Annotated in this window: 18 protein-coding genes; 14 read left to right on the top strand and 4 right to left on the bottom strand. The window is 53.9% G+C overall.

All coding sequences use genetic code 11. The annotated features are described in order from the left end of the window. Positions 1–235 precede the first annotated feature (235 nt). Positions 236–2,071 carry a sensor domain-containing diguanylate cyclase gene (locus AP057_RS13135; RefSeq protein ID WP_055358953.1) on the top strand — a complete coding sequence of 612 codons (1,836 nt, stop codon included), beginning with the start codon at positions 236–238 and terminating at the stop codon, positions 2,069–2,071. Positions 2,072–2,125: 54 nt separating this feature from the next. Here AP057_RS13135 and AP057_RS13130 read toward each other — a convergent pair whose 3' ends face one another. Continuing rightward, a complete protein-coding gene (locus tag AP057_RS13130; protein ID WP_011232274.1) occupies positions 2,126–2,602 on the bottom strand; it encodes a GAF domain-containing protein in 477 nt (158 codons plus the stop codon). A 92-nt stretch (positions 2,603–2,694) separates the two neighbouring features. Then, positions 2,695–3,519: a histidinol-phosphatase HisJ gene (gene hisJ / locus AP057_RS13125; protein ID WP_055358930.1), complete on the bottom strand. Its 825-nt coding sequence runs from the start codon at positions 3,517–3,519 to the stop codon at positions 2,695–2,697. Between the two features lie 192 nt (positions 3,520–3,711). Between hisJ and ezrA the strand changes: the two genes are divergently transcribed. The 5 genes from ezrA to mbcS all read left to right on the top strand — a co-directional run bounded on the left by ezrA (position 3,712) and on the right by mbcS (position 10,161). After that, positions 3,712–5,415: a septation ring formation regulator EzrA gene (gene ezrA, locus AP057_RS13120; RefSeq protein ID WP_055358929.1), complete on the top strand. Its 1,704-nt coding sequence runs from the start codon at positions 3,712–3,714 to the stop codon at positions 5,413–5,415. 378 nt (positions 5,416–5,793) lie between these two features. After that, positions 5,794–6,939, top strand: coding sequence for a cysteine desulfurase family protein (locus AP057_RS13115; RefSeq protein ID WP_033014582.1), 1,146 nt, complete (start codon positions 5,794–5,796; stop codon positions 6,937–6,939). Positions 6,940–6,943: 4 nt separating this feature from the next. After that, positions 6,944–8,149: a tRNA uracil 4-sulfurtransferase ThiI gene (thiI, locus tag AP057_RS13110; RefSeq protein ID WP_055358952.1), complete on the top strand. Its 1,206-nt coding sequence runs from the start codon at positions 6,944–6,946 to the stop codon at positions 8,147–8,149. Positions 8,150–8,230: 81 nt separating this feature from the next. Beyond that, complete coding sequence (locus tag AP057_RS13105; RefSeq protein WP_033014490.1) at positions 8,231–8,431, top strand: alpha/beta-type small acid-soluble spore protein; 201 nt, start codon at positions 8,231–8,233, stop codon at positions 8,429–8,431. A gap of 137 nt (positions 8,432–8,568) precedes the next feature. Beyond that, a complete protein-coding gene (mbcS, locus tag AP057_RS13100; protein WP_055358928.1) occupies positions 8,569–10,161 on the top strand; it encodes an acyl-CoA synthetase MbcS in 1,593 nt (530 codons plus the stop codon). 163 nt (positions 10,162–10,324) lie between these two features. On the opposite strand, the gene AP057_RS13095 is transcribed toward mbcS, so the two are convergent. Beyond that, the gene (locus tag AP057_RS13095; protein ID WP_055358927.1) at positions 10,325–11,128 is read right to left on the bottom strand and encodes an NAD kinase; all 804 of its coding nucleotides are present in this window, start codon (positions 11,126–11,128) and stop codon (positions 10,325–10,327) included. 110 nt (positions 11,129–11,238) lie between these two features. Between AP057_RS13095 and sppA the strand changes: the two genes are divergently transcribed. The 8 genes from sppA to AP057_RS13055 all read left to right on the top strand — a co-directional run bounded on the left by sppA (position 11,239) and on the right by AP057_RS13055 (position 17,931). After that, positions 11,239–12,246, top strand: coding sequence for a signal peptide peptidase SppA (sppA, locus tag AP057_RS13090; protein ID WP_055358926.1), 1,008 nt, complete (start codon positions 11,239–11,241; stop codon positions 12,244–12,246). A 31-nt stretch (positions 12,247–12,277) separates the two neighbouring features. Then, the gene (locus AP057_RS13085; protein WP_235468574.1) at positions 12,278–12,730 is read left to right on the top strand and encodes an RDD family protein; all 453 of its coding nucleotides are present in this window, start codon (positions 12,278–12,280) and stop codon (positions 12,728–12,730) included. 99 nt (positions 12,731–12,829) lie between these two features. Next, positions 12,830–13,519, top strand: coding sequence for a DUF2953 domain-containing protein (locus AP057_RS13080; protein WP_055358924.1), 690 nt, complete (start codon positions 12,830–12,832; stop codon positions 13,517–13,519). A gap of 11 nt (positions 13,520–13,530) precedes the next feature. After that, positions 13,531–13,992, top strand: a complete 462-nt coding sequence (gene ytfJ, locus AP057_RS13075) for a GerW family sporulation protein (protein ID WP_033014481.1) — start codon at positions 13,531–13,533, stop codon at positions 13,990–13,992. 151 nt (positions 13,993–14,143) lie between these two features. After that, the gene (gene tpx, locus AP057_RS13070; protein WP_033014480.1) at positions 14,144–14,644 is read left to right on the top strand and encodes a thiol peroxidase; all 501 of its coding nucleotides are present in this window, start codon (positions 14,144–14,146) and stop codon (positions 14,642–14,644) included. Positions 14,645–14,762: 118 nt separating this feature from the next. After that, on the top strand, positions 14,763–15,752 hold the full coding sequence (locus tag AP057_RS13065; RefSeq protein ID WP_050367691.1) for a class I SAM-dependent methyltransferase: 990 nt from the start codon (positions 14,763–14,765) through the stop codon (positions 15,750–15,752). Between the two features lie 199 nt (positions 15,753–15,951). After that, positions 15,952–17,142 carry an acetate kinase gene (locus tag AP057_RS13060; protein WP_033014474.1) on the top strand — a complete coding sequence of 397 codons (1,191 nt, stop codon included), beginning with the start codon at positions 15,952–15,954 and terminating at the stop codon, positions 17,140–17,142. A gap of 255 nt (positions 17,143–17,397) precedes the next feature. After that, positions 17,398–17,931, top strand: coding sequence for a molybdenum cofactor biosynthesis protein B (locus AP057_RS13055; RefSeq protein WP_033014471.1), 534 nt, complete (start codon positions 17,398–17,400; stop codon positions 17,929–17,931). Between the two features lie 210 nt (positions 17,932–18,141). Here the strand turns inward: AP057_RS13055 and AP057_RS13050 are convergent, their stop codons facing one another. Then, a complete protein-coding gene (locus tag AP057_RS13050; protein WP_055358923.1) occupies positions 18,142–18,477 on the bottom strand; it encodes a hypothetical protein in 336 nt (111 codons plus the stop codon). Between the last annotated feature and the right edge of the window lie 551 nt (positions 18,478–19,028).

Raw genomic sequence — 19,028 nt, 5'->3', positions numbered from 1 at the left:
CTAAGAGTTACACGATGCACCTCGGCGGGTCGAGGAACAAAATGAACCATAAAAGTGGGCACAAAGGCTGCTATATTTTACACAAAGGCTATTATATGATTTTTAGAGGATAAAGTCAACATTTTGTTTCCCTTCTTCTCTATTTGTATGATATAATATAAGATGCAATTTTCAGAAAAATTGCCATCCCATTCTCTCATTTGGAATGATGATGCCGGTTTGGGTGGAAAAGGCGATGAACAAGGAAGAAATGAATCGGTATGAATCATTTAAACAAAAATTTTTCCACTGGTTTTTAGCGTTTCAGGACGATAGGCCGTTTTCGGCGGCGGCGGGCGAGTTGCTCGCGCTGCTAAAAGAAGAGCTGGCGCTCGAGCAAGCCGTTTTTTATTTGTACGACCCGGTGCGGGCTGCCTTTTATCCGGAAGCGGCTGCGGTTGGGACGCCGGACGCTAGGCCGATCGCGGCTGATGGAGAGCGGAAAGTCGCTGTTGTCGATGCCGGTGGGCCGCATATGGCGGCCCGGCTCTTTTTCATGCTTTCCGATGAGACACCGGCGATGGTCGAGCTCGTGTATCGAAAAGATGGCGGTTTTGACGAGCGGTTGTTGTGGGAGATCCGGACGGATTTGGCGCGATTGTTTCGGAAACTTAGCGCGGTGCTGCAAGGAGAGGGCGAAGAGAAACGGTATGGACAGCTGCATCACTTTGCCGCAAAAATTCATTCCTCGATGCATATCGATGTTGTGCTTGAAGAAATTATCCGCACGCTGCAAAACGTCTATCCATCATTCACCTACCACCTTCTGTTGTCGCATGACAACCATCTGCGCGGAAATTTGCCGATTAAAACGCTTGTATTGGATGAAAGGGAAAAACAGACGGCGGCGTTGCGGGCGTTTTTGACTGGACAAGTGCAATGCGAGGAGATGGAGGCGCCGCCGCGCTCGGTGCTGTACGCCCCGATTAAAGGGGTGCAGGCGGTGTATGGGGTGATTGAAATGATCGCCCCATACGCTGCGCCATTTCCAAAACGAGAGATTCATTTTGTTTCGCTGCTGGCGAGCACGGCTGGAAGCGCGCTTGAGAACGCCAAGTTGTATGAACAGTCGCGCCGGCTTGTCGCCGATTTGCAGCTGATCAACGACACAATGCGCCAATTGAACGCCCGGCCGCGGCTTCATGAAGCCATTGAGTACATGGTATCGCAAATCCAACAATCGTTCGGCGCGGATGAAGTCGGTTTTTTCTTGTTTGCCGACGGCAAGCGGGAGCTTTTGCCAGGCAGCACGCCGTTTTTTTTCGACCATCGGTCCGAGCCCTATATCGAATGGGTGGAAAAGCGGCGCCAAAGCGGAAATGACATTTTATTTGCCGGTGATGTATGCGTGTCCGCTTTCGGTTCGTTTCGTTCCATCATGGCGGCGCCGATGCAGCAAAACAAGGAAACGAAGGGACTGTGCATTGCGCTCGCCAGCGAGCCATACCGATTTACGTTTGAGATGTTTAAGCTCTTGGAATCCCTCGTTCAACATTCAACGCTGGCGTTTATGAACGCGATGCTGCGCGAAGAGCTCGAGAAGATGGTAGTCACCGATTATTTGACAAAGCTGCATACGCGCCGTTACTTGGACGAGGTGATCCAAACATCCATGGGATCCGATGCATTTGGGGCGCTCATTTTGTTTGACATTGACAACTTTAAGCAAATCAACGATGTGTACGGCCATCAAACGGGCGATAGGGTGCTCGTCCAAGTGGCTGAGACGGTGCGCGCCAACATTCGCGATGGCGATGTGGCGGCGCGTTGGGGCGGGGAAGAGCTGGCGGTGTATTTGCCGAAAGTGCCGCTGTCTGACGCCATTTCGATTGCCCGCCGCATCACAGAAAAAGTCAGAGAACAAACGATTCCGACGGTGACCGTTTCGTGCGGCGTGTCATGGTGGGAGCGCCAAGGCTGCGAGGATGCAAAACAGCTGTTCAAACGAGCCGACGCCGCGCTTTACATGGCAAAAGAGACGGGAAAAAACTGCATTTTTGTGCACGATGACTGTCATTTGTATAAGGTGTAAAAAAAGGAATCCGAGCAAGCGGATTCCTTCTTCGCGCTTGGTGCGCTTTTTTCGTCAGGCGGAAATGAGCACGCTGGCAAACTGCTCCAAGTAGCGGCGGTCGATGTCATCGAAGCGGTTTTTTACCGGGCTGTCGATGTCAAGAACGCCGATGACGCGGTCGTCTTTGATGAGCGGCACGACGATTTCCGATTGAGACGCCGCATCGCAGGCGATATGGCCCGGGAATTGGTGAACGTCTGGAACGACCACCGTCCGCCGTTTGGCGGCCGCTGTGCCGCACACCCCTTTGCCGAACGGAATGCGCACGCATGCCGGCAAGCCTTGGAACGGGCCAAGCACAAGCTCCTCGCCGTCTGCGAGATAAAAACCGACCCAATTGATGTCGGTGAAAAACTGGTTGAGCAAGGCGGCTGCGTTCGCCAAGTTGGCGATGAAGTTGGGTTCCCCGGAAATGAGCGATTTCAGCTGTTCGATGACGAGCGCGTAATTTTCTTCGCGTGTTCCGTTGTAAGCCATGGGACGAAACATAGAACTAGCCTCCTTTTTCATCATGGTTGGAGCAGGACTCTGGCCTCAACATCCAGCAGGATGCAAGCAGGGAAATGGCTGATTCGCCTATTTTATGACGGCTGCGGGCGGTTGTCAACCGAAAGCGCCTCGCGGTCCATCCTCTCCCGTCCTTGGTGCAAGTCGGCGGCGCGATGGGCGTCGGATCCGTAGACGATTGGGATGCGCCGCCGCCGCGCCTCGGCGATCACGCCGCCCGGCGGATATGGCTCAAGGCAGAGCGGTTTGGCGGCGCCGGCGCCGTTGTAGTCCAATTCATAGCCGAACTGCTTGATGTCATCGAGAATGGCAACAATCCACTCATCCATTGGTTCCAAGCATGGGAAACGGCGTTGGAACTTGCGCACAAGCGTCATATGGCCGATGCGTCTCGGTTTGTAGCGGCCAAGCTCCGTGCGGATCGATTGCAGCACTGTTTCGTAGTAGGTGCGGTGGACGCGTTCGACCGATCCGAACAAGCGGACGATGTCAGCGAACATATCTTCGCTGTAATCAAGGCATACATATTGCCCTTCGTAGGCCAAAAAGTGAACCGATAAAATGCTGTCGTCAAGCAGCGGGCCGACCTCGTCGAGCAGGCGGGTTGTTTCTTCCTCAAAGCCAGGAATAAAATCGACTTCGAGCCCGACACGGATGGCAATGTCGTTTCGGTAGCGGGCTTTCACCTCAGCGACGGCGTGCAAATAGCGCTCAAGCTGGCTAAGCTTCATCGAACAGTCCTGGTTGGGCGTTGGATCGATAAACCGCTCAGGAAGCGGGGCATGCTCCGTAAAGGAAATGTCGGTATAGCCCAGTTCGATCGCGCGCTCTACATAGGCCTCAAGCGGATCTTGGCTTCCGTGCGGACAAAACAGCGTATGAATATGCCCGTCGCGCATGATCGATTTTCCTCCTTTCTTCATGTATCATAGAAAAAATAGTGAAGATTCTTGTAAAAAAAATAAAAATTTTGGTCAAAAAATGTCGTTAACATGGTATCATAAAAACATTGAAAAACATATATTTTTGTCTTCTCCGCTATTTTCGTTTGTTCGATAGAAGTAGCTTGAATGCAAGGAGGGCATCAGCGGATGGGAATGGCATGGATCGTTCTGCTCCTCGGAGCGGGGGCAATCATATATAATCATGTGTACCGGAAGCGGATGTACCGGGAAATCGATCGGCTCGAGGAATGGAAAATCAACTTGATGAACCGGCCGGTGCCGGATGAGCTGGCGAAAGTGAAACAGCTGAATATGACAGGGGAGACGGAGCAGCTGTTTGAACGATGGCGCCAGCAATGGGACGACATTGTGGCAGTGAAGCTGCCGAATGTGGAAGAACAGCTGTTTGACGCGGAGCGGCTGCTCGACAAATACCGCTACCGGCAGGCGCGCCGGCTGCTTGGGCAGATCGCCGACGGATTGCGTCGTCTTGAGGAAGAAGTGCATGAAATCATTCATGAAGTGAATGAGTTGATCGGCAGCGAGGAACAAAGCCGGGCGGAGATCGAGGAGCTGCGTGCGGCTCACCGGGAAGCGAAAAAGGCGTTGCTTGCTTACCGTTATACGTTCGGTTCGGCTGCCGACTTGCTTGACGTCCGTTTAACGGAAGCGGAAAAGCAGTTTCAGCGGTTTGCCGAATTGACGGAAGCCGGCAACTATTTGGCGGCGCGCGATGTGGTTCTGACACTGAAGGAAGAGCTCGGCCGGCTCACAGCCATGATGGAAGATATTCCTAAACTTCTTGGCGAATGCCAAACGTCGTTGCCAGCTCAGCTCGCTGAGTTGGCTGATGGCTATCGAGAGATGGAAGAGCGCGGATACATCCTTGACCATTTGCACATGGAGCGCACGCTTCAGGAAAAACGGGAAAAAATCGAGCAATGTCTGGCCATGATCCATGAGCTGCGCATCGAAGAAGCGAAGCAGATTGTCGCTGAGCTGAAAGAAGAGATCGACGCGCTCTACGATTTGCTCGAAAACGAAGTGCTCGCGCATCAATATGTGCAAACGGAAATGCCGCGCCTCAGCGGCATGCTTCAGGAGCTCGCCGCCGAGGCGAAGGAAACCGAGGCTGAGGCGCTGTTCGTCCAGCAAAGCTACCATTTGGCGCCAAGCGACCTCGAAAAGTACCGGAGCATCGAAAAGCAGCTGCACCAGTTGCAAAAGCGGTTTTTTCTCATTCAAGACCGCGTTGCCGAGGCGAAAACAGCGTATTCGCTCCTGAAAGAGGAGCTTGAGCAGCTTGTGTCTCAGATCGACCTCATGAAGGAAGAGCATGAACAGTTTCGAACGATGCTGCAGACGCTGCGCAAAGACGAATTGATCGCCCGCGAAAAGCTTGACGGCATGAGAAAAACATTGGCCGAGGCGATCCGCCTTGTGCAAAAAAGCCGGCTGCCGGGGCTGCCTGAACCGTATGCGCTTGAATTGGCGGAAGCGAGACGCAGCTTGCAAGCCGTTGCCGCGCGTCTTGAAGAAAAGCCGCTTGACATGCCGGCGGTCGACCAAGCGTTGGAGGAGGCGAAAGCGGCTGTGGAACGGTTGTATGAGCGGACGGTGGAAATGATCGAACAGGCGACGCTGGCGGAGCGGACGATTCAATACGGCAACCGCTACCGCCGCCGCTATCCAGCGGTCCGCAAAGGGCTGGAAGAAGCCGAATTTTTATTTCGCCATTATGATTATGAGGAGGCGCTCCGGCAGGCGGTGGCGGCCGTTGAAGAAGTCGAGCCGGGCGCGTTTGACCGTGTGCAGAAATTATGGCAGGAGGATAACAGCCGCGAACAGTGATAAACCACCCGATCACGAGTATTGATTATCCATTATTTTACCTAAAAAACACAGAATCATATGGCTGAACACAAGCTTTTCTACCTCTTCCCTCAAACAAGAACGCCGCCCGGAATATCTTGAATGAGGGGCTTCGTTTGCTGTCTTCGTAAGGCAGCCAAACCGTGGGATGCACGGGGATGGCTTGGCTGACAGCCTGCCGTGGGGCGGGTGTTCCCAAGAATCTCCCACCTCTTCGCGCAGGTGGGAGATTGTTCAATGGGTTTTTGGTGAATAATGTAAATGACGGTGTGTTTTCGTTGTCGATTGGCGCCTGTTTTGGTTAAGATGGACGATGTACAGCGATATTTTGCCGACAATGAGCGGAGGATGGAAGCGATGATTTATCTTGACAACAGTGCGACGACCAAACCATTTCCCGAGGTGATCGATTCGTTCGTCGCCGTCGCAACGAACTATTTTGCCAATCCTTCGTCGCTCCATGGGCTGGGCATGAAGGCGGAGCGGCTTTTGGCGCAGGCGCGTGAACAAATCGCCGCCATGCTGCGCGTTAAGCCGAACGAAATCGTTTTTACCTCCGGCGGAACGGAGGCGAACAATTTCGCCATCAAAGGGGTCGCCTGGCAATATCAGCGGCGCGGCCGGCATATCATTACGACGAAAATCGAGCATCCGTCTGTCGCTGAACCGTGCCGCCAGCTTGAGGAGCTTGGTTTTGAGGTGACGTACTTGCCGGTCGACCGCGAAGGAAGGGTATCGGTTGAGCAAGTGGAACGCGCGCTACGCGACGATACGATTCTCGTGTCGGTCATGCACGTCAATAACGAAGTTGGCACGGTGCAGCCGATCGAAGAAATCGGCGCCCTCTTGTCCCGCTATCCGAAAACATTGTTTCACGTCGATCGGGTGCAAGGGATCAGCAAAGTGCCGCTCGACTTGAAGCAAGCCGGTGTCGATTTATGCACGATATCGGCGCATAAATTTCACGGATTGCGCGGCGCCGGCTTGCTTTATGTCCGTGAAGGCGTCCGCTTGGCGCCGTTGATTGCCGGCGGCGGGCAGGAGCGGCAGCTTCGGTCCGGAACGGAAAATGTCGCCGCCATCGTCGCGATGGCGAAGGCGCTTCGCTTGGCGCTCGAGCGCTACGAGCGGGACATCGGCCGGCTTCAAGCATTGAAAGACGAGTGGCTTGAAGCGCTCTTGGCGATTCCAGACATCGAGATCAACACGCCGCGCGATGGCGCCGCTCCTCATATCATCAACTTTTCGTTAAAGCGCGGCGTGAAGCCGGAAGTGTTTGTTCACGAACTAGAAAAAAGAGGAATATACGTTTCGACGACGTCAGCCTGTTCATCGAAAAAAAAGGCGCCGAGCAAGACGCTTTTGGCCATGGGGCTTGGTGAAGACCGAGCCGAGCGCGGCATTCGCATCAGCTTGTCGTTTGACAACAGCCGGGAAGAAATCGCGCCGGCGGTGGCAGCGATCAAGCAGGCGATCAAAACATTAAGCGAGGTAACGGAATAAGATGATGAACTATGACCGCATTTTGATCCGCTACGGAGAAATGACGACGAAAGGAAAAAATCGGAACATCTTCGTCCGGCGTCTTAAAAACAACATTGCCCGCAAACTGCAGGCGTTCGAGCGGATTCAGATTGAATATATGCGTGACCGAATGTATATTTTATTAAACGGCGAGCCGCATGAACCGATCATCGAAAAGCTGAAAACCGTTTTTGGCATTCATTCGTTCAGCCTGGCGATGAAGTGCGAAAACGATCTGGACGCCATTAAGGAAACGTCGCTCGCCGCCGTCCGCCAGCTCCCATACAAAGGAAAAACGTTTAAAGTGAGCGCCCGCCGCGTCGATAAGCAGTTTCCGTATCGAAGCGACGAGCTGAACTACGAGGTGGGGGCGCATATTTTGCGGCAGACGGACGGGCTTAGGGTCAACGTGCGCGAGCCGGATATTGACGTGCGCATTGAAGTGCGCCAAGACGGGACATATGTCACGTGCCGCGACATTTTCGGCGCCGGCGGCCTGCCGGTCGGAACGAGCGGCAAGGCGATGCTCATGCTCTCCGGCGGCATCGACAGCCCGGTTGCTGGTTATTTGGCGATGAAGCGCGGTTTGGAAATTGAGGCCGTCCACTTTTTCAGCCCGCCGTTTACAAGCGAACGGGCGAAGCAAAAAGTGATTGACCTCGTGCGCAAGTTGACGACATACGGCGGGAGAATCAAGCTTCACATCGTGCCGTTTACGGAAGTGCAGCAAGCCATTTATCAAGGAGTTCCGAACGAGTACTCGCTCATTTCCACTCGGCGGGCGATGCTTAGGATCACCGACGCGCTGCGCCGCCGCCAGCGGGCGTTGGCGATTGTCACAGGCGAAAGCCTCGGCCAAGTCGCGAGCCAGACGCTAGAAAGCATGTACGTGATCAATGAGGTGACCAATACCCCGATTTTGCGCCCGCTTGTTTCGATGGATAAACTTGAAATTATCGAGCTGGCGAAGCAAATCGGCACACATGATATTTCCATTCTTCCTTATGAAGACTGTTGCACCATTTTTACGCCAAGAGCGCCGAAAACGAAGCCAAAAAAAGAAAAAGTGTTCCATTATGAGAGCCAGCTCGACCTCGCTCCGCTTCTGGAAAAGGCAGTCAATGACACAGAAACGCTCGTCATTGATGAAGAAACAGGGCAGGGCGATGAGTTTGCCGAGCTGTTTTGAATTTCAAAATTTACCAAAAAGCATCACTGTATATCGCCATCTGTTTTCACACATTCTATAGGTACAAGGAGGTGAAAACAGATGGCACGCAACAACAATCAATTGCTTGTTCCGGGTGCCCAACAAGCGCTCGAACAAATGAAATACGAAATCGCCCAAGAATTTGGCGTCAACTTAGGCGCTGACACGACTTCCCGCGCCAACGGTTCGGTCGGCGGCGAGATCACGAAACGCCTCGTTGCCATGGCGCAGCAACAATTGGGCGGCGCACGCCAATTCTAATTTCATAATGATGGCTTACGCGGCGGGGGCATTCCCCGCCGCTTTCATATGAGAAAAACGGTATTCAAAATAGAACGATTATTTTGTATAATAAAGATGCCGACCAAGGCGAAACAAGACAGAGGGGGAGAGGAACGATGAGGAGGGAAGACTTGATTGCTCCCGAGCGCTACAATTTAACATCGGAAATGGAACGGCATGCGGCCGCCGGCCCGGATCGGATCGCGTTGAAATGGGAGAGCGAGCAAGGCGAAACGAAAGAGATTACATACGGCCGCTTGATGGCGCGCGCCAACCAGATTGGAAACGCTTTCTTATCGCATGGGCTCGAAAAAGGCGATAAAGTGCTCGTCATGATGCCGCGCCTCATTGAAACATACGAAGTGTATATAGGGGCGCTCAAAGCCGGGCTTGTCGTCATCCCAAGCTCGGAGATGCTGCGGACAAAGGATTTGCAATATCGGCTCGTCCATAGCGAAGCGAAGGCGGTTGTCGCTTATGCGCCGTATACGGACGAATTTGCGCCGATTGACGGCATCGAACGTTTGACGAAGTTCGTCATCGGGGAACCCCGAGACGGATGGATTCCGCTTGAAGACGCCATGGCCAAAGAGAGCGAAACGCTTGAGGCGGCGGATACCTCGCGCGATGATATGGCGTTTTTGTCGTACACATCCGGCACGACCGGCAATCCGAAAGGGGTCGTCCATTGCCATGGTTGGGCGTACGCCCACTTGCGCACGGCTGCGAAAAACTGGCTGTGCATTGAAGAAGGCGACCTCGTTTGGGCGACGGCCGGACCGGGATGGCAAAAATGGATTTGGAGCCCGTTTTTATCGGTGCTCGGCTCAGGGGTGACCGGCTTTGTCTATTACGGCCGCTTTGAGCCGGAAAAATATTTACAGCTATTGGAAAAACACAACATCAATGTGCTGTGCTGCACGCCGACCGAGTATCGTTTGATGGCGAAAGTGCCGGACATCGGCCGCTATCATCTATCTCATTTGCACAGCGCCGTGTCCGCCGGAGAGCCGCTCAACCGCGAAGTGATCGACACGTTTGCCAAGCATTTCGGCGTCGAAGTGCGAGACGGCTACGGCCAGACAGAAAACACGCTGCTGGTCGGAGTCATGAAAGGAATGCCCATCAAGCCGGGTTCGATGGGGAAACCGACGCCAGGCAACCGCGTCGAAATTATCGATGAAAACGGCGAGCCGTGCCCGCCCGGACAAGTCGGCGACATCGCCGTCCATATCGAGACGCCGGCGCTGTTTAAGTATTATTACAAAGATCTGGAGCGGACAGCGATGCAGTTCCGCGGCGACTACTACATTACGGGAGACAAAGCGCGCAAAGACGAAGACGGCTATTTCTGGTTTGAAGGCCGCGGGGATGACATCATCATCAGCGCCGGTTATACGATCGGCCCGTTTGAAGTCGAAGACGCGCTTGTCAAGCACCCAGCCGTAAAAGAGTGCGCCGTTGTCGCCAGTCCGGATGAAGTGCGCGGCCATGTTGTCAAAGCGTTTGTCGTGCTGCGCGACGGGGTCGACAAAGACGATTCGTCTCTGATTCCGGCCTTGCAAGAACATGTGAAACAGTTGACGGCGCCGTACAAATACCCGCGCAAAATCGAGTTTGTCGACGATTTGCCGAAAACGGCGTCCAGAAAAATCCGCCGCGTCGAGCTGCGCGAGCGGGAAGCCCGCCTTGTCGGCCGGTCGTCGTAAGTAGAAAGAGCCGGTTGAGCTGGCCGTTGCCAGAAGCGGAGCGATGTCCGCGCGGCGACCAAACAAGAGGGTGTCTCGTTGCGAGACACCCTCTTGCCGCATGCGCGTCGAACGGATTCGCCATTTTAGATCCGGTGTTTCGCCGGGAGAACAGACACACGCTTCACAAAAAGACGCGTTTCACTTTATCCCAGAACGAATTGTCTTTTAGGCGCACCGTTTTGACCACCCGGTCGCTTAAACGAATGTCAATCCGCTCAATATGCTGGATGCTGAGCGCTTCATTGTCGAGGCCGATGATCGGAAAATGGCTTGTTTCTTCCAACATTTTCAGCGTCAACGTCCGCGAGCCGCTCAAAATGAACGGCGAGCCGAGCGTCCGATAGCGGTTGCTGTTGAGCGAGGCGAGTTCGCTCACTTGAAAGCACGGCAAGAGCGGATCGACGACCGCTCCGTGCACCGATTTATTGTAGCCGGTGCTGCCGGTCGGCGTCGAGACGATAATGCCGTCGCCGCGGAACGTCTCAAAATGCAAATCGTCGATGAACACGTCGACCGCCATCGTTTTAATGATTTGCGAGCGGATCGAACATTCGTTTAAGCAGAAAAACGAAGCCGCGCCGTCGATCGTCACTTCGATGATTGGGTAGCGCCGCACTTCGAGTTTCCAATTTTTCGCCGCTTCCACCATATGATCGATGTCGTCAATATGGAAATCGCAGTAAAACCCGCGCGCCGGCAAGACGGACACGCCGACGTACAAACGGTCAGGAAGAAATCCCGTCTGCCGGACCGCCTGCAAAAATGCGCCGTCGTCGCCGATGCTGACAATGATGTTCGCTTCCCGATAGTCGTCGACAACGACAAACGGCCCGCGCTCAGCCCATTCGATGAGCGGTTTCACTCGCCGGACGAGTTCATCGTCGCGCTTATAAAAAAAATAAAGGTGGTTGCGTTCGGTATCCATATTTTGCATCCTCCTAGTAGCGTTGAATCTTGAACCGATGTACAATGAATATTGTACCACGTTTGCCACGATTCTAAAAATATGGCAGCCGATGCAAAGGGAGGAAGATGATGAATCGAAAACGATGGACGGCGTTGGCCATCGCCGCCGCCTTGTTTGTGATCTCCGTGCTTGTTCAGGCGGTTGGCGTTCTTTTGTCCGACAAGGCGGGCGGCTGGTCGGAAAGGTGGCTGGCGCTCATGGAGTCGCCATTTAGCGAAGAAGTCATCGCCGAGGGCGACCCGTTGAAAAAAATCGCAGTGTTGGAAGTGAACGGAGTGATTCAAGATGCGGGGGAAGCGGAGTCGTTTCTTTCCTCATCACAGTACAATCACCAAACGTTTTTGCAAATGATCAAACAGGCGAAAGAGGATCAAGACATCAAAGCGATTATCTTGCGCATTAATTCGCCGGGCGGCGGTGTCGCGGAAAGCGCGGAAATTTACGATCAGCTGATGAAGCTGAAAAAGAAGACGAACAAGCCGATTTATGTATCGATGGGGACCATGGCCGCCTCGGGCGGTTACTATATCGCAGCGGCCGGCGATAAAATTTTCGCCAGCCCGGAGACGATCACCGGCTCCATCGGCGTCATCATGCAAAGCGTCAACTATGAAGGGCTGGCAAAGAAGTACGGCGTGGAGCTTGTCACGATCAAAAGCGGGCCGTACAAAGACATCATGAATCCGGCGCGCAAAATGACCGAAGCGGAACGGGAGATTTTGCAACGGCTGATCAATGATTCGTATGATGCGTTTGTGGATGTGGTAGCCAAAGGGAGAAAGCTGCCGGAAGACACGGTGCGAAAGCTGGCGGACGGCCGCATTTATGACGGGCGACAGGCGAAGGCGCTCCGCCTTGTCGACGAGTTCGGCTACTTGGATGACGCGATCGCTGCGCTCAAAAAAGAGCATCATTTAACCGGCGCTCAAGTCGTAAAATACGTGAACGATGCGCCGTGGAGCTCTCTCTTTGAGGTGGTGTCGAACCGGATGAAGCCGGACAGCGAGGCGGCCGGGCTCATCCGCCTGTTGTCGCGCCCATCCTCGCCGCGGCTTATGTACTTGTACGCCGAATAGGGGGGATCAAGAAATGGAGGACACACAATCGATGGCGCTGCCGGCGTCCATCTGTGATGCGGCGGACCCCGCTCCCCGCTACGGAGGGTTTTGGCTTCGTTTTTGGGCGTATTGCCTTGATGTCATTGTTGTCTCAAGCCTCAACCGGCTTGTCGTTTGGCCGCTTTTCCGCCTATTCGATTGGCCGCTTGAGCGGGACGGGTTGTTCGCGCCAGCCTCGGTCGCGGCCGCCGTCGTCTTTTACGCCTATTTCGTGTTGATGACGAAAGCGTTTGGGCAGACGTTTGGCAAAATGGTGTTCGGCTTAAAAGTGGTCGATGAGCGCGGCGAGCCGCTCACCTGGCTGACCGTGTTGTTTCGCGAAGTCATCGGCAAATTCATCAGCAAAACATTGCTGTTTGTCGGCTTTTTGTTTGTCGCCTTTTCGGAAAAGAAAAAAGGAATGCACGACCAGTTTGCCGATACGATCGTCATCCGCGAGTAGCCGGCTTTTGCGGGGCAAACGGCGTTGTTCACCTGCCATGCGGCAGGTTTATTTTTTTTTCATATGGCGACAATGATATGGTGAAAGGGAGGACGGGCCTTGAAAGTCGTAATCATAGTCGCCATAGCCGTTATGGTGTTGTTCCTTCTTGCCGCCTTCATGAAACTTTCCGTGACGGTTGTGTTTCGCCATCGGCAGGACGATGATGAATACAAAATTGTGGTGCGCACGCTGTTTGGCCTCATCCGCTACACGATTCACATTCCGCTCATCAAGCTGGAAACCGAATCGGAAGCGCCCGGGGTGGCGTTCATCCACAAAAAAGGGATGGGGGAGACGCGCGGCAAGGAAGAAAAGAAAGGAAAATGGACGCCGAAAAAAATCGCCGACTTTTTTCGCAAAGTAAAACAGTTTTGGGAGCACGTCATCGATTTTCATGAAATTATGAAACAATTTTGTCGCCATGTGACGATTACCAAATGGGAATGGAAGACAAACATCGGAACGGGTGATGCGGCATCGACCGGGCTGCTCGTCGGGCTTGGCTGGTCGTTGAAATACGCTATTATCGGAGCGGCGAGGCGGTACATGAACATGAAAACGACCCCGGTGATTGCGATCGTTCCCGTGTACGACCGAGCCGTCTCGGAAACGTCGTTTTTATGTATGTTTCATTTCCGAATCGGGCATGCTATGGTAGCAGGATTGCGCGTCATCACACATTGGCGCAGGCGGCATCCGCCAAAGCGCAGCCTTTCCGCTGCGCGACAGGCAAATGAAGGCTATTAGGAGGAATGATGATGACGAACCATCCGATCCAAGGGCTTATGACAACCGCGATGGAAAATTTAAAACAAATGATCGACGTCAACACGATTATCGGCGATCCGGTCGAGACGCCGGATGGCAGCGTCATTTTAACGGTGTCGAAGGTCGGGTTCGGGTTTGCGGCCGGCGGCAGCGAATTTATGCTTGACGGCCAGACAAACGGTCAAGGGGCGCAAACGAACGGGCAAAACGGGCAGCAACAGGGGAACGGGCACCCGTTTGGCGGCGGCAGCGGCGGCGGCGTGTCGATCACCCCGATCGCGTTTCTCGTCGTCAACTCATCGGGTGTCAAACTTCTCCATCTAGATGAAAGCACGCATTTATACGAAAAAATTCTCGATCTCGCCCCACAAGCCATCGAAAAAATCCAGGCGATGTTGAAGAAAAACAAAAAAGACGGCGCGTCTTCCACCGCGAACGATTTTGACATTTAGCCGGGCTTGGCGCTGGATCGGGTTTCGTCCAGCGCTTTGTTTTGGCGGGCCGCAGGCGAAAGGGGCGATGCGGCGAGTAAAACGATTGCAAACGCCGCCTTTTCGTCTTACTATGGAGATGGTACATATTTTTTCCTAAGGGGGAGAAGCCATGGCTCAAGTGACGTTTAAAGGCAATCCGGTCACGCTCGTCGGCAACGAAGTGAAAGTCGGCGACAAAGCGCCGGACTTCACCGTGTTGAACCAAAATTTGCAGGAAGTGACGCTCGCCGATACGAAGGGGCATGTCCGCCTCATTAGCGTCGTGCCGTCGCTTGACACCGGTGTTTGTGACGCGCAGACGCGCCGGTTTAACGAGGAAGCGTCGAAGCTTGACAACGTGAAAGTGCTGACGATCAGCGTGGATTTGCCGTTTGCGCAAAAACGGTGGTGCGGCGCCGCTGGCATCGAAAACGTTGAAGTGTTGTCCGACCATCGCGACGTCTCATTTGGACAAGCGTACGGCGTCCTGATCAAAGAACTTCGCCTGCTTGCCCGCGCCGTGTTTGTCATCGATAGCAACGACACGGTCACATACGTCGAATACGTGCCGGAAGTGACGAACCATCCGAACTACGAAGCAGCGATTGAAGCGGCGAAAGCGGCGAAATAAGGAAAACGGCTCCGATCCGTTCGGGGCCGTTTCGTTTTGGTCGCTGTTTGCCTTGCGGGGCGGGGCGGACGGACGTACAATATATAGAAGGGACATGGGCAGAAAGGGGGACGCACGTATGATGACACCCGTTGAGCGGCTGTTTGCCGTCTTGGATGAAACGGCCCGCATTTTGCAGGAGGAGCTGCAATGCACGTATTTGGAAGCTGTCGCGGAAACAGGGGAAAATTTGTTTCACGGCGACGTGCTGCAAGATGAGGTGAGCGAGCTGAACGCGAAACGGTTGAAAAAGCAATATCGCGAATTGGGGCTCGAACAGTTTCAGAACGAGCACATCCGCAAGGCGTTTCAGCTTGCCGTCTTAAAAGGGATGCGCCAGCACGTCCAGCCGAACCACCAAATGACGCCGGATGCGGTCAGTGTGTTTTTGGCCTACCTCGTCCGGCAGTTCACGCGCCCGCATTTGGCGCTAACGATTCTGGACCCGGCCGTCGGCACGGCCAATTTGCTTACAGCCGTGTTAAACGGGCTCGGCGGCCGGCAGGCGAAAAGCTACGGCGCCGACGTTGACGATCTGCTCGTCAAACTCGCATATGTCAATGCCAACTTGCAGCAGCACCCGGTGCAGCTGTTTAACCAGGACAGCCTGCGCCCTTTGTTCGTCGAACCGGCCGATGTCGTTGTCTGCGATTTGCCGGTCGGCTACTACCCGGATGACGCCAATGCCAGCCGCTTTGTGTTAAAAGCGAAAGAAGGGCGGTCGTATGCGCATCATTTGTTGATCGAGCAAAGCTTGCGCTATACAAAAGACGGCGGCTATTTGTTTTTCCTCATTCCGAACACGCTGTTTTCCAGCCCTCAGGCGGAACAGCTGAATGAATTTTTAAAAGAAACCGCCATCGTTCAAGGCTTGTTGCAGTTGCCGCTGTCCATGTTTAAACACGAGCAGGCGGCGAAAAGCATATTCATTTTGCAAAAGAAAGGCCCGATGGCGAAAGCGCCGAAACAAGTGCTGCTCGCCGAACTGCCGCGCTTTTCCAACAAGACGGCCATGCAGGCGATGATGGCGAAAATCGATGCCTGGATCGCCGACGAAAAAGGGCGCTGACAGTCTCCAACCTGCTTGAAGGCTGTTTTTATTTTCACAACATAAAAACATTTATTTGCAACCGATTACGAAAGAAAACGCCGCTTGAAAGGAAGAAAAGGGAGGCATACAATGAAAAAAGGCATAGTGAAACAGCGCCCAATCGCGCACACTAACCGTAAGTGCGAACGGATTTTGGCAAAAAGGAGCTGTATGTTCGATGGCAAAAGTGTTAGCCGTTAATGCGGGAAGTTCTTCGTTGAAATTCCAATTGTTTGACATGCCGGCGGAAACGGTGTTAACGAAAGGAATCGTCGAGCGGATCGGCTTTGACGACGCGATTTTTACGATCGTCGTGAACGGGGAGAAACAGCGGGAAGTCACTTCCATCCCGAACCATGCCGTGGCGGTGAAACTGCTGCTTGACAAACTGATTCGCTATGGCATCATCCGGTCATTTGACGAAATTGACGGCATCGGCCACCGCGTCGTCCACGGCGGGGAGAAGTTCAGCGATTCGGTGTTGATCACCGATGAGGTGATAAAACAAATCGAAGAAGTGTCCGAGCTCGCTCCGCTTCATAACCCGGCCAACCTCGTCGGCATCCGCGCGTTTCAGGAAGTGCTGCCGAACGTGCCGGCCGTCGCCGTTTTTGATACGGCGTTTCACCAAACGATGCCGGAACAGTCGTTTTTGTACAGCTTGCCGTATGAGTATTACACGAAATTCGGCATTCGCAAGTACGGCTTCCATGGCACGTCGCACAAATACGTCACCCAGCGGGCGGCGGAGCTTCTCGGCCGGCCGATCGAGCAGCTGCGCCTCATCTCGTGCCATTTAGGCAACGGGGCGAGCATCGCGGCGGTCGAAGGCGGCAAATCGATCGACACGTCGATGGGCTTTACGCCATTAGCGGGCGTCGCGATGGGGACGCGCTCTGGCAACATCGACCCGGCGCTTATCCCATACATTATGGAAAAAACAGGAATGACCGTTAATGAAGTGATTGAAGTGCTGAATAAAAAGAGCGGCATGCTCGGCATCTCCGGCATCTCGAGCGACTTGCGCGACTTGGAAAAAGCGGCCGCCGAAGGAAATGAGCGCGCGGAACTTGCGTTGGAAGTGTTTGCGAACCGCATTCATAAATACATCGGCTCGTATGCGGCGCGCATGTGCGGCGTCGACGCCATCATTTTCACCGCCGGCATCGGCGAAAACAGCGAAGTCGTGCGGGCCAAAGTGCTGCGCGGCCTCGAGTTTATGGGAGTTTACTGGGATCCCATCCTAAACAAAGTGCGCGGCAAAGAAGCGTTCATCAGCTACCCGCACTCGCCGGTCAAAGTGCTCGTCATCCCGACGAACGAAGAGGTCATGATCGCCCGTGATGTCATGCGGCTGGCGAATTTGTAAGCGGATTGTAATAAAAAGAATCGTTGCAGCCATTTTGGCCAAAACGGCTGCCCCAAACAAACGGGGCAGCCATTTTTTTGTTTTGCCGCTTTGGTGCGCTTGATTCTTGTTTCAACAACTCCGGACGGAGCGGAAGACATTGATTTCACGATGGGGTCTTTTCCTTTCGTTTCGCCAGCGAGAAGCAGCCGGCAAGAGTTGGGTAATTTTTGCTATACTATAGCTAACAACACAATGACAAAAGGAGATGAGGGAATGAGCACAGCTGCCCATAAACAAGAAGCTCCCAAAACCGTCCGCTGCAAAGTCATCACCGTCAGCGACACGAGAACGGAGGAAACCGACCGAAGCGGCCGGTTGATGATCGAGCTGCTCACGGAAGCCGGGCATGAGGTCGTCGGCTATGAGATCGTCAAAGACGAAGCGGACGCCATTCGCGAAGCAGTGCTTGACGGCTGCTGCCACGCCGATGTCGATGCGGTGCTCACGAACGGCGGCACCGGCATCGCCAAGCGCGACGTGACGATCGAAACGGTGAAAGCGCTGCTTGAGAAAGAACTCGTCGGCTTTGGCGAGCTGTTCCGCTTCCTAAGCTACACCGAAGACATCGGCCCGGCCGCCATGCTGTCGCGCGCCGTCGCCGGCGTGGCGATGGACACCGCCGTCTTTTGCACCCCCGGCTCCACCGGCGCTGTGCGCCTCGCGATGACGAAGCTCATTTTGCCGGAGTTGAGGCATGTGGTGAGAGAGATTCGGAAGGATAGGGAGAAGCAGCGAAAGACGCTTTGACGAAAGGAGAGGATGAGCGGAAATGGGGGGACTGACCTAAAAGGTTGTTTTTTCTTAAACAAAACACAACACATCGTTTCTTCAAGATTGTTTTACGCCTACATCATAGTTAAGAAAGGGTGTCCCGAGCCTTTTGGGAGGTGGTCGCGAAAGCCGCGGCAAGGGCGGCGGGGGCGACATGGCCGTAGAAAAAAGAGACGGCCGGTTTCGTCAGCGTATTTTGCGTTTTACCGCCGCTTCCTTTTCAAAGGAAACATGGGGACTGACCCGATACCAAATCCATAAATCATTCACGATCGAAGCGAGTTCGGCAATGTCGGCATTGAGCCGGCACGAGCGCGCAAAATCCGCTTCTTGGCCGAGCGCGTCTTGTTTTTCGTTGATTTCCCGCTCCAGTTCTGCGATGCGGTCGGGGATCATGCCGCGGATTGTTTCCCATTCCAGTAAAATCGCCTCTTGTTCGTTTGGGCTGTAGTCCTCCCAAGGCTTGTCCAGATGCGGCACGCGGATGCCGAGCCGCTTGTCGTCGATGAAGATGCCGTTCATTCTTGCCGCCTCCTTTTTTTTCTATTATACGAAACATTTCCGCATATCGGTGAGGAATTTTTATTCTTTTTATCTTAATTAGGCGAGAAGACTCCCACTTCAACGAAGCGAAGCGGAGTAAGTGGGAGATGAATCGCCTTAACTATATTTTGCTGAAAATAGGATAGATTCAGTAAAATATAGTATAATATAGTTAGGTAGCGTCAAAAGTTCTATGAAAACTCCACACAGATCATACCATTGAGCATCGTGGGGCATGCGGAGGGCCGGATTCGCCCTTGACCAACACCCGCCAAAGGTGGGAAAGAGTCGTCAAGGGCGACGGGGACAAAAAGAAGGCAATAGGAAAGCCGCCCTTGCCATGACCGAATTTTACCTTTGGCGGTGTTCGGTTGGTCAAGGGTTCGCTTCGCCGAATCCGGCAGGAGTTCTGTTCAACGGGCTCCGGCGGACAAAAAAGTCAGGCCGCCTCTTGTTGGAGAAACGCTTGTGCCATGGCGATGAGCTTCGTCCACCGGGCCGGCATATGCGGAAGATCCGCCAGTTCCGGG

Origin of the sequence: Geobacillus sp. Sah69 (assembly GCF_001414205.1) — a bacterium.
Classification (GTDB): Bacteria; Bacillota; Bacilli; order Bacillales; family Anoxybacillaceae; genus Geobacillus; species Geobacillus stearothermophilus.
This window is presented reverse-complemented; position numbering and strand designations above follow the sequence as displayed.